The 26135-nt window shown below is 67.5% G+C and carries 26 protein-coding genes and 1 pseudogene; 18 read left to right on the top strand and 9 right to left on the bottom strand.

Translation table 11 applies throughout. The annotated features are described in order from the left end of the window. Positions 1–3: 3 nt before the first annotated feature. Both cydB and MBA17_RS12425 read left to right on the top strand, forming a co-directional pair. Positions 4–921: a cytochrome d ubiquinol oxidase subunit II gene (gene cydB, locus MBA17_RS12430; protein WP_238496551.1), complete on the top strand. Its 918-nt coding sequence runs from the start codon at positions 4–6 to the stop codon at positions 919–921. A gap of 31 nt (positions 922–952) precedes the next feature. Next, positions 953–1105 (top strand): hypothetical protein, encoded by a 153-nt coding sequence (locus MBA17_RS12425; protein ID WP_238496550.1) that lies wholly within the window; start codon positions 953–955, stop codon positions 1103–1105. 17 nt (positions 1106–1122) lie between these two features. On the opposite strand, the gene MBA17_RS12420 is transcribed toward MBA17_RS12425, so the two are convergent. Then, a complete protein-coding gene (locus MBA17_RS12420; protein WP_238496549.1) occupies positions 1123–1803 on the bottom strand; it encodes a response regulator transcription factor in 681 nt (226 codons plus the stop codon). After that, positions 1800–3002, bottom strand: coding sequence for a sensor histidine kinase (locus MBA17_RS12415; protein WP_238496548.1), 1203 nt, complete (start codon positions 3000–3002; stop codon positions 1800–1802). The genes MBA17_RS12420 and MBA17_RS12415 overlap by 4 nt, the downstream gene beginning before the upstream one ends. An 87-nt stretch (positions 3003–3089) precedes the next feature. On the opposite strand from MBA17_RS12415, the gene MBA17_RS12410 reads away from it, so the two are divergent. From MBA17_RS12410 to MBA17_RS12400, 3 genes are read left to right on the top strand one after another with little or no spacing between them, the layout of a single operon-like run. After that, on the top strand, positions 3090–4007 hold the full coding sequence (locus tag MBA17_RS12410) for an ATP-binding cassette domain-containing protein (RefSeq protein WP_238496547.1): 918 nt from the start codon (positions 3090–3092) through the stop codon (positions 4005–4007). Continuing rightward, entirely contained in the window at positions 4004–5581 is a 1578-nt protein-coding gene (locus MBA17_RS12405) for a DUF1349 domain-containing protein (protein ID WP_238496546.1), read from the top strand. Before MBA17_RS12410 ends, MBA17_RS12405 begins: the two co-directional genes overlap by 4 nt. A gap of 43 nt (positions 5582–5624) precedes the next feature. Beyond that, the gene (locus tag MBA17_RS12400; RefSeq protein WP_238496545.1) at positions 5625–6389 is read left to right on the top strand and encodes an ABC transporter permease; all 765 of its coding nucleotides are present in this window, start codon (positions 5625–5627) and stop codon (positions 6387–6389) included. 250 nt (positions 6390–6639) lie between these two features. Here the strand turns inward: MBA17_RS12400 and MBA17_RS12395 are convergent, their stop codons facing one another. Continuing rightward, on the bottom strand, positions 6640–6879 hold the full coding sequence (locus MBA17_RS12395) for a response regulator transcription factor (protein WP_238496544.1): 240 nt from the start codon (positions 6877–6879) through the stop codon (positions 6640–6642). 142 nt (positions 6880–7021) lie between these two features. Between MBA17_RS12395 and MBA17_RS12390 the strand changes: the two genes are divergently transcribed. From MBA17_RS12390 to MBA17_RS12380, 4 genes and pseudogenes are all read left to right on the top strand, one after another. Further along, positions 7022–8551, top strand: a complete 1530-nt coding sequence (locus MBA17_RS12390; RefSeq protein WP_238496543.1) for an N-acyl homoserine lactonase family protein — start codon at positions 7022–7024, stop codon at positions 8549–8551. Beyond that, positions 8548–9204, top strand: coding sequence for a TetR/AcrR family transcriptional regulator (locus MBA17_RS12385; RefSeq protein WP_238496542.1), 657 nt, complete (start codon positions 8548–8550; stop codon positions 9202–9204). The genes MBA17_RS12390 and MBA17_RS12385 overlap by 4 nt, the downstream gene beginning before the upstream one ends. 163 nt (positions 9205–9367) lie before the next feature. After that, positions 9368–9712, top strand: a pseudogene (locus tag MBA17_RS50380) (NAD(P)-binding domain-containing protein); the annotation flags it as partial. A 17-nt stretch (positions 9713–9729) separates the two neighbouring features. Further along, complete coding sequence (locus MBA17_RS12380; RefSeq protein WP_238496541.1) at positions 9730–9906, top strand: hypothetical protein; 177 nt, start codon at positions 9730–9732, stop codon at positions 9904–9906. Positions 9907–9990: 84 nt separating this feature from the next. Here the strand turns inward: MBA17_RS12380 and MBA17_RS12375 are convergent, their stop codons facing one another. From MBA17_RS12375 to MBA17_RS12355, 5 genes are read right to left on the bottom strand one after another with little or no spacing between them, the layout of a single operon-like run. Further along, on the bottom strand, positions 9991–10770 hold the full coding sequence (locus tag MBA17_RS12375) for an ABC transporter ATP-binding protein (protein WP_238496540.1): 780 nt from the start codon (positions 10768–10770) through the stop codon (positions 9991–9993). Continuing rightward, positions 10760–11494, bottom strand: a complete 735-nt coding sequence (locus MBA17_RS12370; protein ID WP_238496539.1) for an ABC transporter ATP-binding protein — start codon at positions 11492–11494, stop codon at positions 10760–10762. The genes MBA17_RS12375 and MBA17_RS12370 overlap by 11 nt, the downstream gene beginning before the upstream one ends. Then, the gene (locus tag MBA17_RS12365; RefSeq protein ID WP_238496538.1) at positions 11491–12498 is read right to left on the bottom strand and encodes a branched-chain amino acid ABC transporter permease; all 1008 of its coding nucleotides are present in this window, start codon (positions 12496–12498) and stop codon (positions 11491–11493) included. Before MBA17_RS12365 ends, MBA17_RS12370 begins: the two co-directional genes overlap by 4 nt. After that, positions 12482–13360: a branched-chain amino acid ABC transporter permease gene (locus MBA17_RS12360; RefSeq protein ID WP_238496537.1), complete on the bottom strand. Its 879-nt coding sequence runs from the start codon at positions 13358–13360 to the stop codon at positions 12482–12484. Before MBA17_RS12360 ends, MBA17_RS12365 begins: the two co-directional genes overlap by 17 nt. Next, on the bottom strand, positions 13357–14592 hold the full coding sequence (locus MBA17_RS12355; RefSeq protein WP_238496536.1) for an amino acid ABC transporter substrate-binding protein: 1236 nt from the start codon (positions 14590–14592) through the stop codon (positions 13357–13359). The genes MBA17_RS12360 and MBA17_RS12355 overlap by 4 nt, the downstream gene beginning before the upstream one ends. A gap of 113 nt (positions 14593–14705) precedes the next feature. Here MBA17_RS12355 and MBA17_RS12350 point away from each other — a divergent pair, with 113 nt between their 5' ends. After that, positions 14706–15731, top strand: coding sequence for a LacI family DNA-binding transcriptional regulator (locus MBA17_RS12350; protein WP_238496535.1), 1026 nt, complete (start codon positions 14706–14708; stop codon positions 15729–15731). 873 nt (positions 15732–16604) lie between these two features. Continuing rightward, the gene (locus tag MBA17_RS12345; RefSeq protein WP_238496534.1) at positions 16605–17429 is read left to right on the top strand and encodes a helix-turn-helix domain-containing protein; all 825 of its coding nucleotides are present in this window, start codon (positions 16605–16607) and stop codon (positions 17427–17429) included. Between the two features lie 131 nt (positions 17430–17560). Here the strand turns inward: MBA17_RS12345 and MBA17_RS12340 are convergent, their stop codons facing one another. Beyond that, entirely contained in the window at positions 17561–17773 is a 213-nt protein-coding gene (locus MBA17_RS12340; protein WP_238496533.1) for a DUF397 domain-containing protein, read from the bottom strand. A gap of 184 nt (positions 17774–17957) precedes the next feature. Between MBA17_RS12340 and MBA17_RS12335 the strand changes: the two genes are divergently transcribed. Genes MBA17_RS12335 through MBA17_RS12305 form a run of 7 tightly spaced genes read left to right on the top strand, consistent with a single transcriptional unit; the run spans position 17958 to position 25765 of the window. Next, positions 17958–19211: an AfsR/SARP family transcriptional regulator gene (locus MBA17_RS12335; protein WP_238496532.1), complete on the top strand. Its 1254-nt coding sequence runs from the start codon at positions 17958–17960 to the stop codon at positions 19209–19211. A 24-nt stretch (positions 19212–19235) separates the two neighbouring features. Next, complete coding sequence (locus MBA17_RS12330; RefSeq protein ID WP_238496531.1) at positions 19236–21479, top strand: HEAT repeat domain-containing protein; 2244 nt, start codon at positions 19236–19238, stop codon at positions 21477–21479. Between the two features lie 36 nt (positions 21480–21515). Beyond that, positions 21516–22670, top strand: a complete 1155-nt coding sequence (locus MBA17_RS12325) for a ferritin family protein (protein ID WP_238496530.1) — start codon at positions 21516–21518, stop codon at positions 22668–22670. Beyond that, positions 22667–23692, top strand: a complete 1026-nt coding sequence (locus MBA17_RS12320) for a hypothetical protein (RefSeq protein WP_238496529.1) — start codon at positions 22667–22669, stop codon at positions 23690–23692. The genes MBA17_RS12325 and MBA17_RS12320 overlap by 4 nt, the downstream gene beginning before the upstream one ends. Further along, on the top strand, positions 23689–24669 hold the full coding sequence (locus MBA17_RS12315; protein WP_238496528.1) for a protein kinase domain-containing protein: 981 nt from the start codon (positions 23689–23691) through the stop codon (positions 24667–24669). The genes MBA17_RS12320 and MBA17_RS12315 overlap by 4 nt, the downstream gene beginning before the upstream one ends. Further along, the gene (locus tag MBA17_RS12310; protein ID WP_238496527.1) at positions 24666–25373 is read left to right on the top strand and encodes a vWA domain-containing protein; all 708 of its coding nucleotides are present in this window, start codon (positions 24666–24668) and stop codon (positions 25371–25373) included. Before MBA17_RS12315 ends, MBA17_RS12310 begins: the two co-directional genes overlap by 4 nt. Continuing rightward, positions 25370–25765, top strand: a complete 396-nt coding sequence (locus MBA17_RS12305; RefSeq protein WP_238496526.1) for a hypothetical protein — start codon at positions 25370–25372, stop codon at positions 25763–25765. Before MBA17_RS12310 ends, MBA17_RS12305 begins: the two co-directional genes overlap by 4 nt. The last annotated feature ends 370 nt before the right edge of the window (positions 25766–26135 follow it).

Here is a 26135-nt window from a genome sequence, read left to right as displayed (position 1 = left end):
GAAATGGAACTCACCACCGTCTGGTTCGTCCTCATCGCCGTCCTGTGGACCGGTTACTTCGTGCTGGAGGGCTTCGACTTCGGCGTCGGCCTGCTGGCTCCCGTACTGGCCAGGAACGAGGGGGAGCGCAAGCAGGTCCTGAACACGATCGGCCCGGTCTGGGACGGCAACGAGGTCTGGCTGATCACCGCGATCGGCGCGATGTTCGCCGCCTTCCCCGCGTGGTACGCGGGCATGCTCAGCCGGTTCTACCTGCCGCTCGTGCTGCTCCTGGTCGGCCTGATCATCCGGGGCGTGGGCCTGGAGTGGCGCGGCAAGGTGCGAAACGCCGGCGAACGCCGCCTGTGCGACCTCGGCATCGGCATCGGCAGCGCGCTGCCCGCGTTCCTGTGGGGCGCGATCTTCGCCGACCTGCTGAAGGACAGCGCGGTCGCCGCGGTGATCGGCGGACTGTTCTCGCTGGCCCTGTGCCTGCTGCACGGCGCGGTCTTCGTGTCCCTCAAGACCACCGGCCGGGTACGGCAGGCCGCACGGCGCGCCGCGCTGGCCGCCTCCGTGGTCGCGGTCCCGGTCGGGGTGCTCGCCCTGTCGAGCGTCCCCGAGGGAGGCACCGCGTTCGCGTGGGCGGGGGCGCTGGTCGCGATGGCCGCCGTCGCGGCGGCGGTCGCGCTGATCTGGCGGCGGCGCGAGGGCTGGGCGTTCGCGGCGACCGCCACGGCGATCGTGCTCGGTACGGCGGCGCTGTTCGACGGCCTGTGGCCCGAACCGCTGACCGGCCTCACCGTGACCGAGGCCGCCTCCGGCCCCTACACGATGCAGGTGCTCACCTGGATCGGCCTGATCGCCCTGCCGTTCGTCCTGGCCTACCAGGCATGGACCTACTGGGTCTTCCGCAAGCGGCTCACCGCGGACGTCGTCTGATCCGCACGCCGGCCGGCCGTACGGCGCTCTCATGGGCGCCGGAGCGAATGTCGTGGCCCTCACCGGGGGCGGCGCCTCCCTGAGGATCGGCTCGGCGCCGTTCGCGGCCCACCCGCTGATCACCCCGCTCGCCGTACGGCATCGCCCCGCGTCGGGCTCGGCGGTGGCCCACGACGTCGAGTGACACGACGACCTTGCCGTTCAGCGCGAGGGTGGCGGTGGCGTGGCCGTGATCCGGTACCCCACCCCGGGCGTGGTCGTGATGGCCGGGGGCTCGCCGAGTTTGCGGCGGAGGCGGCCGATGGTGACCGTGACGGTGTTGGTCAGGGGGTTGGCGTGTTCGTCCCACACCTGTTCGAGCAGGTCCTCGGCGCTGAGGAAGGCGGGGGCGGCGCGGAGGAGGGCTTCGAGCAGGGCGAACTCCTTGACCGACAGATCCAGGTGGCGGCCGTCGCGGGTGGCGGCGCGGCGCAGCGGGTCGATCTCGATGCCGGCCGCGCGCAGCGTGCGGGGCCGGGCGGTGGGCTGGCGGCGGGCCAGCGAGCGGATGCGCAGCACCAGCTCGGGGAAGTGGAAGGGCTTGGCCAGGTAGTCGTCGGCCCCCAGGGTCAGGCCGGTGACTCGGTCGACGGGCGAGTCGGAGGCGGTCAGCATCAGGACCATGACGCGGTCGTCGCGTTCAGTGATCATCTGGCAGATGACGTCGCCGTGGATGCCCGGCAGGTCGCGGTCGAGGACGACCACGTCGTAGGCGTTGAGGTCCAACTTGGCGGCGGCCTCCAGGCCGTCGTACGCCACGTCCACGGCCATGCCCTGATCGCTCAGACCTTCGACGAGTACGGCGGCGAGGGAGCGGGCGTCCTCGACCACGAGCACCCTCATGCCGGCACCTCCGCCGGCACCTCCGCCAGGGGCAGCGCGATGGCGACGCGGAGGCCGCCTTCCGGCCGGGCCCGCAGGTCGAGGGTGCCGCCGTGGGCGGCGGCGATGGCCGCGACGATCGAAAGGCCGAGCCCGGAGCCGTTGCCGGAGTGGGTGCGGTCGGCGCCGAGTCGCTGGAAGGGCTGCGCCAGCCGGTCGACCTGCTCTTGGTCGAGGACGCGTCCGCCGCTCTCGACGACGAGCTGAGCAGTCGTGCCGTCGGCGGTGGTGGCGAGACGGATCCAACCGCCTTCGTGGTTGTGGGTGATGGCGTTGTCGATGACGTTGTCGATCATGCGGGTGAGGAGCGTCCGGTTTCCCTGCGTCCACGCGCCGTCGTCGACGGCGCCCGCGAAGTGGACGGTGCGGTTGTGGGCGGTGAGGTTGTCGGCGGTGAGGTCGGCGGTCCGGGCGTCCAGGGCGGCGGTCGCCAGATGGCGGAGCGAGAGCGTCGTGCGGTCGGCCAGGGCGCCGTGCTGGGTGCGGGCGAGCATGAGGAAACCTTCGAGTAGCCGGTCGACCTGGTCGAGCTCGGTGCGGAGCCGGTCGGCCAGCGCGGCGGTCTGCACCGGTACGGGCTCCGGCTTGGCCAGGGCCACGTCCAGGGACGCGCGCATGGTGGTCAGCGGTGTGCGGAGCTCGTGGGAGGCGTTGGCAACGAACCGGCGTTGTGCGGCGAACGAGCTCTCCAGTCGTCCCAGCAGCTCGTCGATGGTGTCGGCGAGATCTTTGACCTCGTCGGCCGGGCCCTGTGCGGCCAGCCGCTCGTGCAGGTTGTCGGCGGAGATCCGGCGGGTGGCCGCGGTGATCATCCGCAGCGGGTGCAGCACCCGGCCCGCGATGACCCTGCCCAGGACGACCGACACCACGGCCATGACTGCGAGTGCCAGCGCCGAGCCGATCAGAAGCTGGCGTGACTGGGCCGCGTGGGTGTCCGCCAGCTGGGCCTGGAGCCAGGTGATGCGATCGGTGGCGGCGGCGAGCGTGGTCGGCTCGACCGGCGTGGTCCCGACAGGAGCGGATTGGGTGACCTGCATCCCTCCGAGGCCCACGAGATTGATGATGACCAGCAGTCCGACGGCGGACAGCAGGAACATGGCACCGTACAAGACGGTGAAGCGCAGCCGTACGGTGCGCGCCGGGCGTCGCCACTTTCGCATGGGTTCCAGCATGCCGTGCCGGACCTAACAGCGATGTGACAGCCTCTGTTCGGCCCGTGTTAGGGCCGGGTCCGTACAACCGATCACATGCAAGCAACCATCGAAGTCAACGGGCTGCGCAAACGGTTCGGCCAGACCCTGGCGCTGGACGGCATGTCGTTCACCGTGCTGCCCGGCCAGGTGACCGGGTTCGTCGGCCCCAACGGGGCGGGCAAGTCCACCACGATGCGGGTGATCCTCGGCCTGGACGCGGCCGACGAGGGCCACGCGCTGATCGGCGGACGGCCGTACACCAGCCTGCGCAACCCGCTCACCCACGTCGGCGCGTTGCTCGACGCCGGCGCGCTTCAGCCCAGCCGCACCGCGCGGAACCACCTGCTGTGGCTGGCCCACTCCCAGGGCCTGGACGGCAGGCGGGTTGACGGGGTGCTCGAACAGGTCGGGATGCAGTCCGCGGGCCGGCGCAAGGCGGGCGGCTTCTCGCTGGGCATGCGCCAGCGGCTCGGCATCGCGGCCGCGCTGCTCGGGGACCCGCCGGTGCTCATGCTGGACGAGCCGGTCAACGGCCTGGATCCCGAGGGCATCGTGTGGATGCGCGGCTTCCTCCGGGCCCTGGCCGGCGAGGGGCGGGCCGTGCTGGTGTCCAGCCATCTGATGAGCGAACTCGAGGACACCGCCGACCATCTCGTGGTGGTGGGCAAGGGCCGCGTCATCGCCGACACCAGCGTGGCCGACCTCATCACGACCGCCTCCCGCGGCCAGGTCACACTGCGTACGGCGGCGCGCTCCGAGGCGATGTCGGTGCTGGGTCACACCGGCGCCACGATGGCCGTGACCGATCCCGACACGATCGTCGTCTCAGGGCTGCCGTCCGAGCGGATCGTGGCGGTACTCAACGCCAACGGGGTGCCGTTCTCCGAGGTGGCGACGCACCGGGTGACGCTGGAGCAGGCCTACATGGACCTCACCGGCGATGCGGTCGAATACCGGGGAGCGGCACGATGAGCGCCATTTCACAACGCTCCGCACACCGCTCGGAACCGCAGGCCGGGCGCGAGGGCTTCGGGCGGTTGCTGCGCGCCGAGTGGATCAAGTTCAGGACGGTACGCGGCTGGGTGGTCGCGATGACGGCGGCGGCGCTGGTCACCGTGCTGCTCGGGCTGATGTCCGCGTCCAGCAACCACGGCTCGTGCAGTTCTGGTCCGGTCGAGGTCGCCTGTCCACCACCTCTGGTGGGTCCGGGCGGTGAAGCGGTGGACGACAAGTTCTACTTCGTGCACCGGCCGCTGGCGGGGGACGGCAGCATCACCGCCCGCCTCACCTCCATGACCGGCCAGATCCGTAAGCCCGACGTCACCCCAGGGCAGCGCAACGTGGTTCCCGGCGTCGTCCCGTGGGCCAAGGCCGGAGTCATGATCAAGGAGAGCACCAAGCAAGGCTCCGCCTACGCGGCGATGATGATGACCGGCGAGCACGGGGTGCGGATGCAGCACAACTTCACCCACGACGTGGCCGGCCGGCCGGGCGGCGTCTCCAGGCAATCGCCGCGCTGGCTCCGGCTGACTCGCGCCGGCGACACCCTCACCGGATACGAATCCGCCGACGGCACGAACTGGACCCAGATCGGCACCGCAACCCTCGCCGGACTACCGCAGACCGTCCAGATCGGAATGTTCGCGACGTCCCCCGGGGATCTGACAGTCACCCAGGGGGACCTCGGCGGGTCCATCGCGGCGTCCCGTTTCACCGAGGCCACCGGGGAGTTCGACCAGGTCACGCTCCAGGGCAACGCGTCCGGCGCGTGGCGCGACGACGACATCGGCGTCAGCATCGCGCCCGACGGGTCGGAGCACCACCCGGGCCGCGCCAGCCAGTCCGACGGCGCCTTCTCCGTCACCGGCGTCGGCGACATCGCGCCGACCATCGAGGGCCCGACCGCCGAACGTCCCCTCAGCAGCGCGCTGACCGGGCTGATCCTCGTGATCGTGGTGGCGGTCATGTTCATCACCACCGAGTACCGGCACGGCCTGATCCGCCTCACCCTGCTGGCCGGCCCGCGCCGCGGCCGGATGCTGACGGCCAAGGCCCTGGCGCTCGGCCTGGTCACCTTCGCCGCCGCCCTGCCTGCCACCGCGATCACGTTCACGATCGGCGGCCGGATTCTGCGCGACAACGGCAACGCCGTCCTCCCGGTGTCCCTGCTCACCCAGGTGCGCATCGTGGTCGGCATGGCGGCGCTGTTCGCGCTGGCCGCCGTACTCGCCCTCGCCCTCGGCACGCTGCTACGGCGCAGCGTCGCGGCGGTCATCACCGCCATCGCCGTGATCGTGGTCCCGCACGTCCTCGCAACCACCTCGGTCCTGCCCGACAGCGCCGCGCGATGGCTGCTGCGCGTCACCCCCGCGGCCGGCTTCGCCACGCAGCAGAGCATCCCGGAGTACGCGCACGTGCTCGGCCACTACGCGCCCATCGCCGGGTTCTACCCGCTGCCGCCGTTGGCCGGCCTGGCCGTACTGGCCGGCTATACCGCGCTCGCCCTCGGCCTGGCCGTTTTCCAGCTGCGTAGGAGGGACGCATGAGACATCCCCATCTGGACGTCTCCCGGAGTCGCGGGAGGAGCGCATGAGAGAGCACCTGCATGCGGAGTGGACGAAACTCCGCACCCTGGGCGGCACCGGATGGCTGCTGCTCGCGATCGTGGTGCTGACCGCCGCCGTCAGCGTCGCGGCATCCGCCGTCGTGTCCTGTGCCTCGGAAGGCTGCGGCTACGACCCCGCCAAGATAAGCCTCTTCGGGGTCCAGGTGAGCCAGGCGGCCGTCGCCATCCTGGCCGTCCTGGCGATCAGCGGCGAATACAGCAGCGGCATGATCCGCCTCACCCTGACCGCCATGCCGCGCCGGACCGGCGTCCTGGCCGCCAAGGCGATCATTCTGGTCGGTTTGACCCTGATCGCCGGGAGCGTCGCCGTGCTCGCCTCCGCGCTGGCCGCGCGACGCATTCTGCTCGACAACGGCTTCACCGCCGAAATGCTCATGCTCACCAGCGGTCCCATGCTGCGCGCCGCCGTCGGCTCGGTCCTCTACCTGGCGCTGATAGCCCTGTTCAGCCTGGGGGTCGCCACCGCCGTACGAGACCCCGCCACCGCCATCGGGGTCGTGCTCGGTCTGCTCTACCTCTTCCCCGCCCTCATCCTCATGATCGGCGACGATGACTGGCAGCGGCTTCTCTGGCAGATCTCCCCGATGAACGCCGGGCTCGCCATCCAAGCCACCACCAACCTCGCCGGCCTGCCCCTCAGCCCATGGGCCGGCTTGAGCGTACTCGTCGCATGGGCCACCGCGGCGCTCCTGGGCGGTGGGCTGCTCCTGCGGATGCGCGACACATAGCCGCCGACCGGAATAGACATACGTCTCCGCCCCGACACCGTCCAGGACGAGCAGCGGCTCATGAGCGAGCAGATAACCGAAATCTTGGGAACGTCGGGCGAACTCGGCTATCTCTGGCAGTGGTTCCGTCGAGCGCGGGTGCTGTGCGGTTATCGCTTGGTGCGCGGCCGTACGGCATGGGCGTACTGGTCCGGCCAGTGGGGCTCGACGCCGAGCTGCACGGCAAGGGTGTGTTGCTTCGTGGTCCGGCTCAGTCCAGCCAGCCGAGCCGTGCTGCCCGCACTCCGGCTTGGAAGCGGCTGGTCGCGCCGAGGATCCTGGTCAGTTCGCCGACTGTGCGGGTGACCGTACGGATCGAAACGCCCAGGCTACGTGCGATAGCGGAGTCCTTCGCACCGGTGGCGAGCAAGCGCAGGACGGCTTGCTGTTGCTCGGTGAGGGTGACGCCGTCCGCGGAGTGAGGTACCTCCCCGGGCTTAGCGAAGCTCACCTGAGACGGGGCGCCTAAGGCGCGGCGGCAGGAACCGCTGCGGAATCAAACGTCCCCGGGCCTGGCGGTGGGACGCGAGGTGATTACGGCTCGCGCTATTATGCAAACGCATCCGTATGCGTTTACGAAATGAGGTGGCCGGATGCTGAAGACCCTGAGCAAGATCGGGTTAATCGTTACCGCCCTCGCGGTCGGCGCTGCCTGGTTGGTTGTCCTGCGGTTGAAGGACGTGCCGGTGCCGGTGCTGGTGGCCTATGGGCTGCTGCTGGTTGGCTTGGTGGTCGGGCTGCTGTGGCCCGGTGTGCTCGGCCGGCTATCCACGCGGTGCCGGGTACTGATGGTCATCGGGGTTCCGGTCGGCCTGGGCACGCTGGTGCTCTACCTCGCGGTCGTCTACTACGTCACGGACCTGCCGGTGCTGCTCGCCCTGGCTGCTGTGGGATGCCTGGCATGGGCGGCGGCCGCCCTCCTGCGCGGACGCCGGGCGGCGGGTGGCCGGGGCGCCCGGCATACCAGGCGCGCCTTCCTGGCGGGCGGCGCCGGGCTGGTGCTGGGCGTGCTGAGCGGGCTGTCGGTCAGCTGGGTGGAACGGCAGCGCCGCGAAGTGCTGGCGCGGGGCGAGCAGGAGCGGCAAGCGGCCGTGCGCGCCCCGAACGCGCGGCGGCGGATCACCGACGGCACCGTGCGGGTGTTCCCGATCCACACCGGCGACACCATCGTCACCTACGGCCAGTTCTACGGCGGCCTGGACGGCTGGGAGGGGCTGAACGGCTACGTGCGCACGCTGGTCGACAAGACGCAGATCGCGGTGCCCGTCTACGCCTACCTCATCGACCACCCCCGGCACGGCCTCCTGCTGGTCGACACCGGCGTCAACTGGGAACAGGCCCACGATCACGACGGGTACTACGACCACAACCGCATGGTCTCGCGCCTGCTGACCCAGCGCGACGAGTACCAGATGACCCCCGAGCAGGACCTGCGGGTCCGCCTGGCCCGGCTCGGCTACGACGCCAAGGAGATCAACACCGTGTTCCTCACCCACGTCCACGACGACCACGCGGGAGGGCTGCGCCACCTGCCCCAGGCGACGGTGGTGATGGACCGCCGTGACTGGGACCACGGCGTGCTGTATCCGTACTCCTTCGACCTGGTCAAGGACAACCTCTCCTTCCCCGCCTTCGACTCCGGCGCCTTCGGCGCCTTCCCCGACAGCCAGGACCACTTCGGCGACGGCAGCCTCATCCTGCTACCCACCCCCGGCCACTCGCCCGGCCACATGTGCGTGCTGCTGCGCATGGACGCCTGCAGCGTGCTGTTCATGGGCGACACCCTCTACACGCTGCCCCACCTGGCCACAGGCCAGGTACGCCAGACGACCATCGGTGGCGCCGATACGATCCACCAGATCGAGGCAGCCCAGCGTATCCAGAATCTGCTGGCCTCCGACCCCGGCACCGTGCCGCTGTTCGCCCACGACAACACCCGCTACCAATACGACCGGGTCGCCTCCGCGTTCGCCCACGGGACGCCCGGCAAGGAGGGGCTGCGGGAGTTGCGCCGACACATGCAGGCCGTCCTCACCCCCGACTGGCGACTGCGGCCCGGGCACATTCCCCACTTCGTACCGCCGGCATCCGGCACGGGATCGGGGCGGGTGGAGTTCCGATGACCTCTACACGACGCACCCGGGGCAGACCCCGCGACCCCGATGCCGACGAGGCGATCATGAAGGCGGCACTGGAACTGTTCGTGGAACGCGGCCTGGAGGGCGCGAACTTCGAGCAGATCGCCAAGCGCGCCGGCGTGGCCAAGGTGACCGTCTACCGGCGCTGGTCGTCGAAGGAGGAACTGCTCATCCAGGCGATCGAGCAGGCCCGCACCCTCGTCCCCGAGGCCGACATCTGGGCCACCACCGATGCCGCGGCGCAGCCGGTCGACGAGCGGCTCATGGACACCTGGGTGCACACCCTCGGCGACGCCCGCTTCAGGGCGATCCTCGCCCAGCTCATCGGCTCCAGCGTCACCCAGCCGTCGCTGCTGGCCACCTACCGCGAACAGTACATCCAGCCCCGCCGCAGGCTGATCCACGCCGCGCTGGAACGCGCCCGCCGCAGCGGCCAGCTGGCCGCCGACGCCGACCTCGACACCGTGATCGACATGGTCGTCGGTGCGGCGATGTACCGCATGCTCATCGACCCGGACGCACCAGCCGATCCCGCCGCCACACGCCAGTACCTGGAGGGCGTCCTCCGCCAAGCCGACCGGTTACTACGGCTCCCCGACGTGCCCCATCGACAGGAAGAAGGACAAGAACCCGCATGACCGGCGCCTTCGCCAAGCCGGGGCACGTGCTGTACGCCAGCGACTGGCCCCTTCGTCCCCGAACTCGCTGTCTCCTACTTCAACGGCCACCTCCAGAATTTCGCCCAGGACACCACCGACATCGGCCACCGCAACGCCCAGCTGCTGTTTTGGTCCGGCGAACTTGCGGAATGAACGAATCAGCATCCTCGGTCTGGGAGCCATGGGGCGCGCGCTCGCGAGCGCGCTCCTCGAAGCCGGTCGCGAGGTGACGGTCTGGAACCGTACCCCCGGGAAAGCGGGCGACCTCGTTGCGCGCGGTGCGCGGGAGGCGTCGAGCGTGGTAGAGGCGATCGAGGCGGGCGACCTGACGGTCGCGTGCCTGCTGGACGACGCCAGCGTCCGCGAGGCGCTCGCACCGGCCGTGCGGAAGCCGGCCGGCGGGACGCTCGTCAACCTCACCAGCGGCTCTGTACGGCAGGCGCGCGAGCTCGCCGGATGGGTCGAGGGGCACGGGGTGCGTTTCCTCGCCGGCGGGATCAGGCGGTGCCTCCGACGGTGGGGACGGAGGGGGCCTTCATCCTCTACAGCGGTGCACGTGACCTGTTCGACCGTGTCGCCCCTGTGCTCGGCCCCATCGGCCGTCCTCATTGGGTGGGCGAGGACCCAGGGTTCGCGGCGCTGTACGACATGGCCGCGTTGAGCGGCATGTACGGCGGCTGAGCCCGCACCAGTAACCTGCCCAATGTCGTATGGACCACGTCGAGGTAGAGGACGCCGCGCAGGGTCGACGCCGCCGCCCACTGGTTAGCGGACGTCGGCCTGGCCCGCCGCCGGTGACTGCTCCCCGGCCTCCCTGGCCGCGGCGCCGCCGAGGTACAGCGCGCCCAGGCGGGAGTCGGCGGCCAGGTCGCGGGCGGGGCCGGAGATGTGGACGCGGCCCAGGTCCAGGACGCAGCCGACGTCGGCCATCTCCAGCGCCCGGCGGGCGTTCTGCTCCACCAGGAGCACCGCGACGCCTGTCTGGCGCATCAGGTCGATCTGGTCGAAGACGGTCTGGGTGGTCTTCGGGTCCAGGCCCATGGACGGCTCGTCGAGCAGCACCACCTTGGGTTCCAGCATGAGGGCGCGGGCGAACTCGACCTGTTTCTGCTGGCCGCCGGAGAGCAGCCCGGCGATGCTGGTCCACCGCTCGCCGACGACGGGGAAGATCTCCTTGACCGCCGCCACCCGCTTCCTGAGAACCGCGGGATCGCGAACCGTGTAGCCGCCGAGCCGGATGTTCTCCTCGACCGTCATCTCGCGGAAGACGCTGTGCCCCTGGAGCACGTGCGCCAGGCCCAGCCCGAGCAGCGCCTGCGGGGTGCGGCCCGTCACGTCCGCACCCGACAGCTGCACCGTGCCCGAGCGAGGGGCCAGCAGCCCGCTCGCCACCTTGAGCACGGTCGACTTGCCGGCGCCGTTGGGGCCGACGAGGCAGACCACCTCGCCCTGGCGGACCGTGACCGACAGCCCGCGCAGCACCAGCGCCGCCCTGCCGTACCCCGCCTCGATCTCGCGGAGTTCGAGGACCGTCTCAGACGCCAAGGTAAGCCTCCAGGACGCGGGGGTCGTTCCGGACGACCTCGGGGGTGCCTGCGGCGATGGGGGCGCCGCGGTCGAAGACGATGACGTGGTCGCACATCCCCATCACCATGTCCATGTTGTGCTCGACGACCAGGAACGTGCGGCCTTCCTCGTTGAGCGTGCGGACCAGGGTGACGATCCGTTCGATGAGGGCCGGGTTGACGCCGCCGGCCGGCTCGTCGAGCAGCACCAGCTCCGGGTCGCCCATGAAGACGGCGGCCAGTTCCAGCAGTTTCTGCTGGCCGTAGGAGAGGTTGCGGCCCTCGGCGGACTCCAGGTGGTCGATGCCGACGCGACGCAGCCAGTGCCGGGCCCGCTCGACCTCCGCCTTGTCGTGGCTGCCCGCGAGCAGCTCGCGCAGGCGGGTACGGCGGACCGCGACCAGCATGTTCTCCATGACGGTCATCCGGGGGAAGATCCGGCAGAGCTGGAAGGTACGGCCGAGCCCGGCGTGCGCGATGCGGTGCGGCGAGTAGCGGGTGATCTCGCGGTCGCCGTAGAGGACGCGCCCGGAGTCGGCACGGATCATGCCGGTGACCAGGTTGAAGAAGGTCGTCTTGCCCGACCCGTTGGGCCCGATCAGGCCGTTGATCTTGCCGGGGAGCACCTCGATCGACGCGCCGTCGACCGCGGTCACGCCGCCGAACGACTTGGTCAGCCCTTCCGTGCGCAGCGACGACGTCATGCGACCGCCTCCTTCGACCGCTGTTCCGCGGTCTCCTCCCTGATGGACGCCTCCGGCGGCCGGAACCTGCGCACCAGCTTGGCCACCGCCGGGATGATGCCCTCGGGCATGAACATGACCACGAGCACCAGGAGCACGCCGGTCGCGGTCAGGTGGATCTGCGATTCGCCCAGCGCCACCAGGAAGTACTCCCCCGCCGGGGCCACGATGAGCGCGCCGAGGAGCGGCCCGAACAGGTGACGCACCCCGCCGAGCAGGCTCATCAGCACCATGTACGAGCCGACCAGGATGGAGAAGACGAAGATCGGGTCCAGGCTGCGGAACCACAGCGCGTAGAGCCCGCCGGCCAGCGCCACGAACAGCGCCGACAGCCCGTAGGCGACCACCTTGAACGCCGTCGTCGGGACGCCCAGGGACTCGGCCTTGTCCTCGTCCTCCCTGATCGCCTTCAGGCCGCTGCCGAACCGGGACCGGCTGATGACCCACCAGGTGAGCAGCGCCAGCACGAGCAGGACGAGGAAGAGGTAGAAGAACACCAGGTGGCTCTCGCCGCGGTTCAGCTCGCGGAACGGCGTGGGCACCCGCAGCCCGGTCGAGCCGCCGGTCAGCGACCGCCAGCCCTGGACCAGCAGGTTCATCATCGAGACCAGGGCGATCGAGACGATCACGAACGACGCGCCGCGCACCCTGACCGCCGCGACGCCCACCAGTCCGGCGAAGACGGCCACCACCAGCGCGGAGACGAGAAGCGCCGGTATCCAGGGCCAGTCCGCCTTGGTGACGAGGAGGCCCGTGCCGTACGCGCCGAGGCCGAAGAACGCCGAGTGGCCGAGCGAGACGTAGCCGGTGAAGCCGCCGAGCAGGTTCCACGAGGTGGCCAGCACCGCGTACATGACGGTCAGCACGCCGGCGTAGAGGAGGTAGGTGTTGGGCGCCAGCCACGGGTAGGCGATCACCAGCGCGGCGCCCAGCGCGAGGAGCCCGTACCTAGAACCGCTGCGCAAGGCGACCTCCGAAGAATCCCTGGGGGCGCACGACGAGGGTCAGGAACAGGAAGATGTAGAACATCATCGTCGCCCAGGTCGCGTCGACCGTGACCAGCACCAGGCTCTCGATGACGCCGAGCATGAGCGCCGCCACGGCCGCTCCCTGCACGCTGCCGAGCCCGCCGACCACGATGATCGCCATCAGTTTGCCGATCCACACCCAGTGCGCCGCCGGGAAGAACGGCGTGATCAGCGCGAGCACCGCGCCGCCCACCGCCGCCGTCGCCAGTCCGACGCCGAAGCCGTACCCCGTCACCCGCTCCGTCTTGATCCCGATGAGCCGCGCCGCCTCCGGATGCTGGATGGTCGCCCGCAGCGCCTGCCCGAACCGGGTCATCCGCAACACCGCGAACAACACGCCCAGCGTCACCGCCGCGACCGCGAACGCGATGATCCGGTCGTACGGCAGGCGCACCGGCCCCAGGGCCAGCGACTGGGTCGCGTACTCCATGCTGATCGACCGGTACGAACCGGTGTAGAACGTGCCGAGCAGCCCTTCGATGATGAGCGCCAGGCCGAAGGTGAGCAGCACCGACATCATCGCCATCGTGTCCGAGGCGAGCCTGGCGATCAGCAGGCGCTGGATCGCCACCCCGGCGACGAAGAAGACGGGGACCGTGATCGGCAGGGTGAGCAGCGGGTCCAGGCCCAGCCCGGTGTGCAGGGTGAAGGTCAGGTAGGCGGCGACGATCAGGAAGGCGGGGTGCGCCACCATCACCACCCGCATCACGCCGAAGTACAGCGACAGGCCCGAGGAGAGCAGCGCGTACAGGCCACCGGTCAGGATGCCCAGGGCCAGCCCCTGGAGAAGGAGGGTCACCACTCCTTCTTCGGGAAGACGAGCTTGCTGGTCTGCGCCTTCGATCCCTCGGGGAGGACGATCTCCACCTTGCCGTCCACGTACTGCTGGATCATGTGCGCCGCCTCGGGACGCCCCTGGTCGTCGAAGGTCAGCGGGCCGACGATCGTGTCGAACTTGCCGCCCCGGATGTGGTCGGCGAGTTTGCCCTGGCACTCGGCCACCGGGTCCACGCAGCCCACCGCCTTGACCGCCGCCTCGACGATCTGCCCGACGGTGTAGCCGTTGGCGGCGTCCTCGTTGGGCTCGTTCTTGAACATCTCCTTGTAGCGCTTGACGAAGGCGTCGTTGCCCGAGAAGCCGGAGGAGACCGACCAGCCCACGGGCGACAGGATGTGCTCGACGGCTCCGCCGACCGCTTCGGGGAACTCCTGAAGGGTGGGGCCGGTGGAGAAGGCGGCGAGCTTGGGCTGGGAGCCGAGCTCCTGGAGCGCCCTGACCAGCCCGACGGAGTCCTCGAACTGGGTGCCGCCGACGACGATGTCCGCCTTGGCAGCGGCGATCTTTGCCGCGATCGGGGCGAAGTCGGTGGTCTCCGGCGGGTAGACCTCGTCGGCAACGGTCTTGATGCCGGCCGCCGCGAGCTTGTCGCGCAGGCCGTACGCGGTGCCCTGGGCGAAGGGGTCGTCGAGCGAGGCGTAGGCGGCGGTCTTGGGACGCCGGTCCGCGGGCAGCGCGATGATGTACTCGGCCAGGTAGTTGTAGTGGTCGTCGGCCACGGCGGGAGCGGCGTAGAACAGGTTCTTGAAGCCCTGCTCGAAGACCTCCTTCGCGGCACCGGCGGGCTCCACGAAGAGCATGTCGTAGGACTCGGCGACCTCGGCGGCGGGGATCACCAGCCGGGTCGAGAACGGGCCGAAGACGAGGTTCACCTTGTCCTGGGTGATCATGGACTCGTAGTCGGAGACGACCCGGTTGGGGTCGGAGGCGTCGTCGCGGAAGAGCAGCTCGACCTTGCGCCCCAGCAGGCCGCCGGCCTTGTTCACCTGGTCCGCCCAGACCTGGTAGCCCTCCTGGACCCCCTTGCCGGGCTCGGAGAAGTCGCCGGTCAGCGGGAGCGAGATGCCGACCTTGACCGGGCCGGTCCCGTCATCCTTCTCGGCCCCGCCGTTCACGCCACCGCATGCGGTGAGCCCCAGGCTGCCGATCGCCAGAATGGCCAGGCTCCTGCGAGCGCCTTGACCCCTAGTCATCGCGAACCTCCAGATCAGAGGCGATTGTTCGGAAAGACGAAAGCGCTTTCGTAAGCGCTTTCGGCTACGATGGCACGTGTTACAGCGGTGTGACAAGGGGGTTGGGTAACGAGATGGAAGACCGCCCGTCCACTCCGCGGCTGGTCGACGTCGCACGTGCCGCCGGGGTCTCCCTGGCGACGGCCTCCCGCGCGCTGACCGGCAGCAACGGCGTCAGCGCCACCCTCGCGGCACACGTCCAGGCCGTCGCGGCCCAGGTCGGCTACGTGCCCAACAGCCACGCCCGCGCGCTGGCCGGCGGGCAGGTCTCCACGGTCGGGCTGATCGTCCACGACGTCGGCGACCCCTACTTCGCCGAGATCGCCAGGGGCGTGCTGCGCGAGGCGGAGAGCCGCGGCTACACCGCCATGATCAGTCAGACGGAGCGCGATCCGCGCGCGGAGCTGAGCCGGATCCGCGGCCTGCGCGCCCAGCGGGTCAACTCCATCGTGCTGGCCGGGTCCGGCTACATCCAGCCGAGCGCCGAGACGGCCGCCGAGCTGGTCTCCTTCCGCGCCGCCGGCGGGCGGGTGGCCGTGATCGGCCGCCACCACCTGCCCGTCGACGCGGTGCTGCCCGACAACCGGGCCGGCGGGGTCGCCGCGATGGGGCATCTGCTGGAGCTCGGCCACCGCCGGATCGGCGTGATCAGCGGCCCCGAGCAGCTGACCACGGTCGAGGACCGGCTACGCGGGCTGCGCGAGGCGGCCCAGGCCCACGGGCTCGCCTGGGAGTCGATCCCGGTGACCTGCGGCGACTTCACCAGGGAGGGTGGCGCCGCCGCGGCGGCCCGGCTGCTCGGCGAGCATCCCGGTCTCACCGCCGTCGCCGCGCTGAACGACCCGATGGCCGTCGGCGCCCTGTCCTGGCTGCTGCACGACGGCCGCCGGATCCCGGCGCAGATCTCGGTGATGGGCTTCGACGACATCCCGGTGGCCGTGGACGTCTATCCCGGCCTGACCACGATCCGCCTGCCGATGATCACGATGGGCAGGAAGGCGCTGGAGCTCGTCCTCCAGCCCTCGGCCGCCCGCCCCCGGCGCCGCCGTACGGGGCACGAACTCGTGATCCGCGCCTCCACCGGCCCCGCGCCTGCCTGACCCGCGGCGTCTGCCTCCGGCCTGACCGCTCGATCGGACATCACGGCCGCGCGGGCGCGCTCTGGTGCGGGCGACCGGCGCGTCGTTCACTTCACGCACGGGCCCGTCGGCGTCGCCGTACGACACATCGGCTGATCAGCGGGATCGGCCCTTCCGGTGTCCCGACCAGGGATCCCCGCAGACATGGGGTACGGACACACGACTTGACGCCCCGCGCCCATATGACGACACGGCCTGGCATAGCTTAGGGACCGAGTACGGCGCCGCCTGGGCGATCCGAGCGAGACACATGGCGATGGAAATTCCGCCATGCAGGCCGGGCTGTGACGCCTTGGGGCTGACGGACATGGCCCCCACCGTTCTCCCGAAGCCGTTCGTCCTCCAAGGGCCACCCGCCGCCTTCCTAAGACGACTGGGAGCGCGGTCAGGAGTATCGCGAGTACGAGGAACCTGAAAAGAGCCGACTCCTGCGCCAGGCTCAGCAGCACGTTACTCCACAGCACGAGAGCCAACCGGGAGTTGGTCCGACGAGGTCCACGACGAGGGCGGCGGGGCAGTCCGGGGCGAGTAGCGGTCGAGCATGACGTCCTGTGCACGCTTCGCATCATACTGACTCATACTGAATCATCGGAAGCCCTTCGTCAAGAGAAAGTCGCCCATACTGGCCAATCCTCGCGGAACGCTAGAAGCACGACGTGTGCGCACATGGTTTGACACGCACGACTCGATCTGATTTAGTTCCACATCATTCCGAATCATAGTGGATCAGGTAATCCGTCTGCGAGATGCTGACAGGACGCCATGGGGGGCGAAGCGATGAACATACCCGCAGGTGACGGAGGGGGACAGGGCACCAAGCGGCAGCGTCTCGCAATGGAGCTTCGGCGCCTGCGCGACCTGGCCGGTATCTCAGGGCGTGATCTGGCCCACCGGATCGGAATCAGCCAGTCCAAGGTCTCACGCATCGAGTCTGGAACCGTGATCCCCTCACTACCGCAGGTAACGGCATGGGCCGAAGCTGTGGGTGCCTCCGATCAGACTCGGGCGTGGCTGACGGACACAACCGAGGCGGCGTTCACCGAGGTGCACACGTGGCGGGACGCGCTGCAAGGTCAAGCCCACCTTCAGGACGACATCCGGGATCAAGAAGATCAAGCAAAGATCGTGCGTGTTTTCCAGCCCACGCTCATCCCCGGACTGTTGCAAACCGCAGAGTACGCCCGGCGGATCTTCTCCCTCTTCGACCCGCCGTACTCCGACGGTGACCTGGCCATGGCCATCGCCGGTCGTTTGCAGCGCCAACTCGCACTGTATGAGGAAAGCCGGCGTTTCGAATTTCTCATTACGGAGGCAGCCCTGAGGTGCCGGCCCGGACCACTCAAACTCCTGGTAGCCCAGTTGGACCGAATAGCATCACTGAGCACATTGGAAAACATCTCCGTCGGGTTAATACCGCACAACAGGGAAGCGGTCGTCTGCCCGCCGCACGGTTTCATCGTCTACGAGAGCGACGGCAGCGCCGGAGACACTTTTGTCGAGGTAGAGACGACACATGTCAGGTTGACCGCGAACAACGCCGAGGACATCGCCATCTATCAGCGGCAATGGTCGCTGCTGAGCGAGACGGCGGTGTTCAACGACGAGGCGCGGGAGTTCCTCGCCACGCTCAGCGCCGACCTCAGAGCCACTGCCCAGTGAGCGTCATCCCCGCCGCCTCGGATATGGGGTACTGGCGGCGCAGTCGGCGAACGCCTCTCTCCCTGAGATACGTCCTGCGGGCGCAGGGGACATCGCAACCTGATCATCGTGACGCCCCCTGCAGACCCGGATCACCTCAGGTCGAACTCCCCCGCACAGACGCCGGCAATGAACGCGCCCCACTCCTGGTCATTGAAGTAGAGCACAGGCCCCCTGGGGTCCTTGGAGTCACGAACCGCGACCAAGTTCTCGCCAAGGGCGACCTCGACGCAACCGCCGCCGTTGTCGCTGAAGGTCGCCTTGAACCATCCGCGCTGTGGCTGATTTTCCTTTGCAGTACCCATCATCCTTCTCCTGTCCTTCGAGGGGGCCTTGTGCCGCCCGATGGAAATAAGGATCGAATACCGCGCTGGGCGGTCGACTCGGTTATCCGCTGGGTGCCGTGCTGTAGGTCTGCCATAGCAACTCTGCAGGACGGGTCACGCGTGCTGTATGACACATCCAACGCAAGGTCAGAAGGGACGAGCGATGCAGTTTCGATTGCTGAGTGGTGTGGCGGCTTACAGCGAGGGGGTGTGGATTCACCTCGGTGACCGGAAGCAACGCTTGGTACTGGCCATACTCCTGCTGGCGGAGTCGCGGCCGGTCCCCATGGAACAGTTGATCGACAAGGTTTGGGGCAACGAGCCGATAGCCAGCGCACGCAAGGTCATCCACCACTACATGAGCGAACTGCGCGGCCATCTGGGCAGAACCGTATCCGGATCCACCGACCTGCTGCCCAAACACGATGGCGGATACCGACTGCTGGCCAGTCGTGACCAGGTCGACTTGCACCGATTCCGCGACTTGGTGAGCACCGCTCAACCGCTGATTCGCCACGACGACGCCCGAGCCGTGCGAACCCTCCGCGACGCCCTCAGTCAGTGGGGAACCCCTGGGCTGCGGGTCGGCGAACCACTCAACGACGTGACCGGCCAGTGGGCGCTCAACCATCGTCACAATCTGCAGGAGGAGCACCGCGCCGCAGTGATCGACTGTATGGAAGCCGAGCTACGGCTTGGCCTCCATACGCGACTCATCCCCGAACTGCTGGATCTCACCGCTGCTGGACCGCCCGACGAGCAAGTGACGGCTCTGCTCATGCTGGCCTATTACCGCGCTGGCCGCTCGGCTGAAGCCCTGGCCGCCTTCTCGGGCTTGCGGACACGACTGGCCGAGGAGATCGGGGCCGATCCTGGCGCGGATATCGAGCGATTCCACCAACGCATTCTCCAGCGTGACCCTGGCCTTGACCTGCCCATCGATGCTAACCGATTCACTGCCGCCGGTTCCGGCTCCGCAGCGGATACCGATGATCCCTCCGGCTCCAGAACCGAATCCCGATCACCTGACGAGGTCGGGAGGCATGCCGCCCGCCTCGTGGCGGAGGGCGCCAGGAAGGGCAACTCGAAGGGGATTGGGGCCGCATGGTTGAGCCCGTCGGCTCCTCTGATCGAACGCGTGCGCACTCGATTCCATGGTGACCTGGCAGCACAAGGCACGCTTGCGCAGGTCGAACTGAATCCTGCCGACGTGGTCGCGGTCACCGCCCTGGAGCGCGTGCTCATCATGCACCTCATACGTGACCTGGCCTTCTTCGAGGACATCACGCGCCTGGTCGACCAGGCGCACACAGCCAAGCAGGCGGCCAGCGGACCCGCGATCGTCGCCAACACGATCAAGACCGCCGCCGTCTACCACGCACCCGTGACCATCTCGGGCGACTTCAACATCTCCTGAGTCCCTCTCGAAGGCGGAAGGCGCATGAGCCAGATCGACGGCCCGCTGAAACAGCAAGGCTCTCCGGCGGGGGACGACGAGTCCAGCAGGAAGCCGGAGGCTGCCGACCAAGCGGAGTCATCTGAAGCACGCCCGGAAACGGACGATGATGCACCGCTCAGCGAGAAAGACGCGCTGCGGGCACTGCGCCGCGGCGGAGCGGACGACGCCGAATCCGCCCAGGCGGCGGCCATCGCGGCCCGAGTGACCGAACGGTTACAGCGTGACTCCCTGGGCGTGCGGATCGACACGCTCGCGCTGTTCAACGACTCCGTCAGCATCGGCGGTGGATTCACCATGGCCGGTCATAGTCGGGGTACCGGCGACACGACAATAAAGGTCAACAAGAAGCGGCTCGCTCGGTGGACCGAGAGTTACCTTCGGCCGCCCCGATGGGACGACGCGCTGGACGTCCTCCGCAATCGCGGATTGCTGATCCTGGCCCTCTCACCGGGCGGGCGGAAGACCACGGGTTTCAACCTGCTGGCCGAAGTGCTGAAGACGCACGCCGAAGGTGAGTGCTATCGCATCGTCGACTCGTCGGCGTTGGACGGGTCGAACTGGCCAGCAGCAGGAAGCGGGTATCTCCTGGTACTCGACGACGGCTCCTCGGGTACGGCGGGTCTGTCCATGGACACGATCGACGAGCAGTGGATCGACGACACGGCGGCCATACTCCAGGAGAGCAAGAGCTTCATGATCCTGGTGACGGGGCCTCCTCGCGGGACGCTGGTGGAGGCCGCTGCCCGGTCTGGGCACATCATGACCTCGCTCGGCCTCGTCGACCCGGTGCACATCGTGCAAAGTCACGCGTTCGACGTCCCTCCAACACCAGAGGAAATTGCGGAACTACACCGCAAGCTCGCCGATTCCCGCGCGCTGGAGCTGCTGCGTGAAGTTCCCCGTCCGCGCAACGCCGTACACCTTGCCGCCGTGATCCGTAGTGGCGGAGACCTGGCGGCCGGGGTCGAGTCGCTACGGGATCCGACCGATCAGGTACACGCCTGGTTTAGCCAGTTCCGGTCTCCGGAGGTGACGAGCTTCGCGCTGGCGGCGGCGACGCTGGAGGAGGCGACATATCTCACCGTGTCCGACGCCGCCATGACGCTGTACGGCATGTTGACCCCGGATACGGGTTCACCTGCGGACTTGAGGTTCCGAGAGCGGCTCGAATCCGACCATCCGTGGATCCAGGTGTCCGTGACCGCCGAGGAGACCGGACGTACCAAGGGCAGCGCACTGCCACGGGTCCGCTTCGTCAACCCGCTCGTACAACAGGCGATTTTGGGATACGCGTGGACGTATCTCGACGGTTACCGGCCCACGATGCTTGCCTGGCTACGCCGATTGATGACGCATCCGGACATCGACGTGCGGGCGCGGGCGTCCGTAGCCGCAGGAGTGATCGCCTGGAGTGACCACTCCCACGCGGTCAACCGCTACCTGAGGCAGTGGGCGGGAAACGAATCCCCGGCGCTTCGTCAGGGGGCCGCAACAGCGCTGGGGGTCGTGGGCGGAAATCGCGATCTCGCAGAAGCCGTCTGGGTCCTGCTCGAATCCTGGGTCGCGGAGAAGGACACGCCCTTTCAGCGACGCCTGTCTCTCACCGCGGCCACGACGCTCGGCGGCTGGCTGGGGGCACAGCAGCCGGCACGTGCCACAACGGCGCTGCGCACAATGCTCGACCGCGAGGACTGGAGCACCCTGCCACCGGTCGGCCGGAGCCTGCTGCATCTGATCGAGCAGGGCTGTGCCTCCGAGGTCCTGTCCGCCCTGCTCACATGGTCGGAGCCGCAGGATTCCTCTCCGATGGTGACGAAGTCACTGTCGGCCTTCGTCTTCATGGCCAGCCAACCGGCGCCGGCAGAATACCCCGGAGGGGGCGCCCTGTCCTGGACGGCATCCTCACCTGGCGACCCGCCACTCCCCCTCCTGCTCGCCAACGCCAGAGAACACCTCCCGCAACTCGTGGAACTCTGGGCCCGCGCCCTGGCCCGTAAACCAGCACAAACTCAGGCGCTCGATGCGCTGCGCGAGTATCTGGATAAATATGCTGACCACGATCGCACGGCATTCAGCAATATCTACGACATCCTGCTCGCCGTCGCCGCCCGGCCGGGAAGGCATCGGGAACGCCTCGATTATTACCTGGACGGCTGGGCGCGTGCGGGGAAGAATCCCTCCGGCTCAGCGGCACGAATTCACCACGCATTACGGAATTCCGCATGACTAACCTTACTCATCCCAGACCGGAAGACAATAACTATGCAACCGTTCACCTATGATCCAATTATGGAGAGCCATATTCTCTCCCGCTTCAGGCTTCTGAAGCCACTGCGCCCTCCCGCTCCGGGCACCGCGCTGGTGCTCGTCCCGCACAATGGCACGCCACTTGTAATCAGACACGGCGAACCCATTATCGATGCGAGGTACGGCACCTACCAGCGATCATATCTGGTCAATGTCGGCGAGCATCGACTCATGCTCGAGATCCCCCTTCTCAGTAATGACGCCGCCTTCGGCTTCCGTAGCCTGATCAGGCTGAACTGCCGCGTGGTGGCACCCGACGAGATCGTGCACCGTAGAATTCGCGATGTCAGCGCCGCCCTTTATCCGGCTATCCAGCAAATGCTCCGCAAGGTATCCAGAAATTTCGATATCAGCGAGTTCCACATCGCCGAGGACGCACTGAACGATTCGATTCGCATCTTCACCGGAGATTCGGCTATCCGGCTACGCAACATCTCCGTGGAACTGCTGGTCGATGAGGACGAAATCCACACCAGCGGGCGCGCGTACCGCGATATCGAACGCGATACCCGGCTCATGGCCATGCGCCGCAACCGTCATCTGAAAATGCTGCGCGCGGACGGCATGGAAGGCTTGATCGCCGAAATCATGGAACGCGAGGGTCCGCGCGCCGCGCACGAGTTGATCACGGCCGCAGAAGGCGCCGAACGCACGGAACTGCTCAGAGCGTGGGAAGCCGTATTGAAGCATTCGGACGCCGACCGCGAGTCATGGGAACTCCTCCAGGCAGAACGCGCCCTTCGGGATCGCCTCGTCGGTGACTCTGCCGCCCCCTTCGGAGGCACCCGGTCCAGCCGCCTCCGCAGCTCGCTCGCGGCGAGCGAGGCCCACCCGAGGGCGGGCCGAATCGGCACCGGCGAGGACAGGATGGGCGCGAGCGCCGGAGAACCGGACGCGGGCGCGGCACGAGAGCCCACGCCCGCTGCTCACCGAGAAGACCCAAAAGCGGAGAACCGCGTACGGCCGGCAGCAGCTCCGCCGGACGAAGAACCGGTCGGCGGAACCCATTTCCACGAGCGGAAGGGCGAACGGCGCCCCAGCAGAGTGCGCGGCATCCCACTGCCAAGGACCGAATATCCAGATGAGCGGCCCGACGGCGGGCAAGGATGAACCACGACGCGACACGTGCGCAACGGACGGTCTGGCATCACAACGGGGAAGGTGTGCTGGCCATCGGGGTGTGGACTGAGCGAAACACCGGACGAGGAGAGGACGCGGAACCGCTGCTGGCCCACCATATTCCGACAGCCGAGGGCATCCTGGGCGTCTTCGACGGGCTGGGCGGCTCAGGGGCTGAGATCGCCCACACCTCACGCGACGGGACACGCCGCAGCAGTGCGTGGATCGGTGCGCGAGTGGCCAGGATCGGCGTCGACTCCTGGTTCCGCCACTGCGTCAACGAACGCTCCTCCTTTGAAGCGCAATCGCTGCGGGTCCATCTGGCAAAGTTACTGGCCGAAATGCGCCCGCTCGGCCGTAGCAAGATTGTCGGGAGCATGCGCAGATCCCTGCCTTCCACGATGGCCGCCATCCGCTATCGCCTCAGTGGCGAACAGGCCGAATGTCAGATTCTGTGGGCGGGCGATTCAAGGGCCTACGCGCTGAATCCTCGCAGTGGCCTTCAGGCGCTGACCCGGGACCACACGGTGGAGACCGATGGGTTGGAGCAGTTGTTACAGGATCCGCCGCTGACCAACGTGCTTTGCGCCGACCGGGACTTCACGATCGATTCGCACGTCCTACTTCTCGACCTGCCATGCGTACTGGTGTGCGCCACCGACGGCTTCTACGGCTACGTCGATACGCCTGCCCACTTCGAATGCCATCTTCTGAACACTCTCCAAGTGTCGGGCCATCAACGAGAATGGGCAGAACGATTGGCCAGGCAGGTATCGTCCTACTCGGGCGACGACGCCTCGCTCAGCCTCGCCGCGCTCGGTTTCTCCGACTTCGAACAGCTCCGGGAAAGTTTCGGCCCACGCACACGGGAGATTGATACGCGCTATCAGCCCCGCGATTCCCTGATGAGGGACGATCCCGCAACGGTACGGCAGTGGCGGACACGCACGTGGAGTTACTACCGATCGGACTATGAACAGCTCATGCCGCCCGTCGATGAAGGGTTGAGATGAAGGCTGGGGACATCATCAGCGGCTACCGCATAACCAGCGAGCCAACAAACGACGGTGGCGGAAAATGCGTGTGGGCTTTTGCCGAGAAGAACGGACGCGAATATTTTATCAAGCGCTTCCTCGACCCGAAACGCCCCAAGCCGGGCTCAACCGCGACAACGGTCAGCAAGAGCCTGCGACTGCAGTCATGTGAGGAATTCGAGCAGCGACACAAGATGATTATGAATCGTCTGTCGTACGACACGGTCGGAGGGGGCAATCTCATCCTCGCCCTCGACTTCTTTCACGACGGCACCACCTACTACAAGGTCACAGAGCGCATAGACACCGAAAACCTGCACCGGCCGCAGTCACTCACCCCGGGTCAGAAGGCCGTGCTGCTGAGAACCCTCGGACTGAGTGTGGGCCTGCTACACGGTATCGACGTGGTACACGGGGACCTGAAGCCGGCCAATGTTCTGGTACAAAACAAGGGGGGCGGTGCCTTTTACACCGCCAAGCTCATCGACTTCGACGATGCCTACGTCTCGCGACAGCCTCCGGAACGAGAGGACATAGCGGGGGACTCGCTGTACGGGGCTCCCGAGTGGCGGCGGTACATGCAGAGTGACTCGGACGTGCTGGCCGGCTATCTGACCACCAAGGTGGACATCTTCGCCCTTGGATTACTAGCGCATCACTATCTCACGGGGGCTGTCCCACGCTACGACGAACGGTTCGGATCGCCCGCCGACGCCGTCAACGCCGGTACGACATTGCACCTCGACCACCGACTGAGTGATCCCATGCGAGAGCTAGTGGGCGCGATGACGTCTCGGGCGCCTGACGCCCGGCCACAGATAGCAACCTTCATGGAAACGCTGAAAGAACCGAACGTGTGCGAGCTGCACCGAAGAGAATCGACAAAATCTAAACCGGTAACACCGAAAGTTTCCCGAGTGCGAATCAACATCGACAAAAAGGAGAACCATCGATGACACACGCCGAGCAGTATCAAGGAAATCTGCAGTATGCGGTGGACATCGTGCTCTGCATCGACGCGACCGACAGCATGATGCCCGTTCTGGACACGGTAAAGAAGAGCGCTGTCATGTTTCACGAGAGGCTGAACCTCGTGATGCGGGAGAAGGGTAAAGCAATCTCCCAGCTCCGCTTGAAGCTCATTGCCTTCCGCGATTTCGGCGACTACGCGGAGGATGCCATCCAGGAAACCCCTTTCCTGCTTTTTCCCGACCAGTCAGCGGAATTCGAGACTTTCGTGCGCAGCCTCTATCCGTCAGGGGGCGGCGATATCCCGGAGTCCGGCCTGGAAGCCCTTTCCCTGGCCATCGACGCACCATGGGAGACGGGACTGGATCGGCGTCGCCATGTCATCGTGATGTTTACCGACGCGCCCGCTCATCCGCTTCGCACGCCGGCAGCGGTCTCCGCCCACACCTATCCGCAGAACATTCCCCGGGACATGGACGAACTTTTCGAGCGGTGGGGATATGCCAGAAGCCAGACCGCCGTGATGGACAATTCAGCCAAGCGCCTCGTGCTCTTCGCGCCCGACGCCTACCCCTGGACCGATATCACCGAGGAGTGGAACATGACCATGCACTTCCCCTCCACGGCCGGCCTGGGCCTGGAGGAGCTGGAAATGGACGAGATCATCAACACTATCGTGAACAGCTTGTGACCGCTTCCGTTGTGGAAGGCCTCGACGCGCGACTGATCTACGACGGAGAATCGATCACCGTACGCTGGCGCGGTGGAGGATGCCTGGAACTACCCAGCGAGTGGTGTGCCGCAGCCGATGTCCGAGAGACCGAGCCGATACAGCTCATACTGCGCTTTGCCGCCGGCCCACAAAGGTCGCTCCAATCGGGTGACATGCTCACATTGCGAATTCTCCTGCAACGCGAACAGGCCTTGCACGCCCGCGAGATGGCTCATTGGCTGACGGTTCGTGCACAAGCGCGGACCGTACCGGACACCGAGCATTGGATCAGCTTCCAACCGTCGTCCGAAACCGAGGAACTCATCGATGACCTGCACGGGAAACTCCTGTGCCCTGAACACTGCGGTTGATCCTTGGAAGGGGAATCATCGTGGCAGGTGCCACGTGGCGCTGCAAATCATGCGATACCTACAACGATGCGGAACGCCGCCGTTGCCAAGCGTGCGAGGAACGGCAGGGTCCTCCAAATCCGGGCGGCGGCGACCCAGCCCGCAGGCCGACATGGCGATGCCTTCGCTGTGATGTGTGGAATGACCCCGGCGAGATCAACTGCCAGGGATGCGACACCGACCGGAAGGCCGCGACCGACCATACGAAAGTCTTTCCGAATGACGGTCCTTCGACTCCACCGTTCAGGAGCGGCACGAGATTCAGCGGGAGAGAGAGGCCGTCGGAGAGAGTCAGATCCACCGGCGCGGGGATGCCCACCAGCGGCGCGGC

The sequence above is a fragment of the Dolomitihabitans soli genome, assembly GCF_022213955.1.
Lineage (GTDB): Bacteria > Actinomycetota > Actinomycetes > Streptosporangiales > Streptosporangiaceae > Streptosporangium_A > Streptosporangium_A soli.
Note: the sequence above shows the minus strand (reverse complement) of the source record. Positions and strands in the feature narration are given on the sequence as shown.

Coding starts and splice junctions, on each gene's coding strand:
- MBA17_RS12350 (WP_238496535.1), top strand. CDS start 14,706: ATGGAAGACCGCCCGTCCACTCCGCGGCTGGTCGACGTCGCACGTGCC.
- MBA17_RS12385 (WP_238496542.1), top strand. CDS start 8,548: ATGACCTCTACACGACGCACCCGGGGCAGACCCCGCGACCCCGATGCC.
- MBA17_RS12325 (WP_238496530.1), top strand. CDS start 21,516: ATGCAACCGTTCACCTATGATCCAATTATGGAGAGCCATATTCTCTCC.
- MBA17_RS12425 (WP_238496550.1), top strand. CDS start 953: ATGGGCGCCGGAGCGAATGTCGTGGCCCTCACCGGGGGCGGCGCCTCC.
- MBA17_RS12335 (WP_238496532.1), top strand. CDS start 17,958: ATGCAGTTTCGATTGCTGAGTGGTGTGGCGGCTTACAGCGAGGGGGTG.
- MBA17_RS12320 (WP_238496529.1), top strand. CDS start 22,667: ATGAACCACGACGCGACACGTGCGCAACGGACGGTCTGGCATCACAAC.
- MBA17_RS12405 (WP_238496546.1), top strand. CDS start 4,004: ATGAGCGCCATTTCACAACGCTCCGCACACCGCTCGGAACCGCAGGCC.
- MBA17_RS12415 (WP_238496548.1), bottom strand. CDS start 3,002: ATGCGAAAGTGGCGACGCCCGGCGCGCACCGTACGGCTGCGCTTCACC.
- MBA17_RS12315 (WP_238496528.1), top strand. CDS start 23,689: ATGAAGGCTGGGGACATCATCAGCGGCTACCGCATAACCAGCGAGCCA.
- MBA17_RS12330 (WP_238496531.1), top strand. CDS start 19,236: ATGAGCCAGATCGACGGCCCGCTGAAACAGCAAGGCTCTCCGGCGGGG.
- MBA17_RS12310 (WP_238496527.1), top strand. CDS start 24,666: ATGACACACGCCGAGCAGTATCAAGGAAATCTGCAGTATGCGGTGGAC.
- MBA17_RS12410 (WP_238496547.1), top strand. CDS start 3,090: ATGCAAGCAACCATCGAAGTCAACGGGCTGCGCAAACGGTTCGGCCAG.
- MBA17_RS12345 (WP_238496534.1), top strand. CDS start 16,605: ATGGAGCTTCGGCGCCTGCGCGACCTGGCCGGTATCTCAGGGCGTGAT.
- MBA17_RS12390 (WP_238496543.1), top strand. CDS start 7,022: ATGCTGAAGACCCTGAGCAAGATCGGGTTAATCGTTACCGCCCTCGCG.
- MBA17_RS12370 (WP_238496539.1), bottom strand. CDS start 11,494: ATGACGTCGTCGCTGCGCACGGAAGGGCTGACCAAGTCGTTCGGCGGC.
- MBA17_RS12355 (WP_238496536.1), bottom strand. CDS start 14,592: ATGACTAGGGGTCAAGGCGCTCGCAGGAGCCTGGCCATTCTGGCGATC.
- MBA17_RS12400 (WP_238496545.1), top strand. CDS start 5,625: ATGAGAGAGCACCTGCATGCGGAGTGGACGAAACTCCGCACCCTGGGC.
- MBA17_RS12340 (WP_238496533.1), bottom strand. CDS start 17,773: ATGGGTACTGCAAAGGAAAATCAGCCACAGCGCGGATGGTTCAAGGCG.
- MBA17_RS12420 (WP_238496549.1), bottom strand. CDS start 1,803: ATGAGGGTGCTCGTGGTCGAGGACGCCCGCTCCCTCGCCGCCGTACTC.
- cydB (WP_238496551.1), top strand. CDS start 4: ATGGAACTCACCACCGTCTGGTTCGTCCTCATCGCCGTCCTGTGGACC.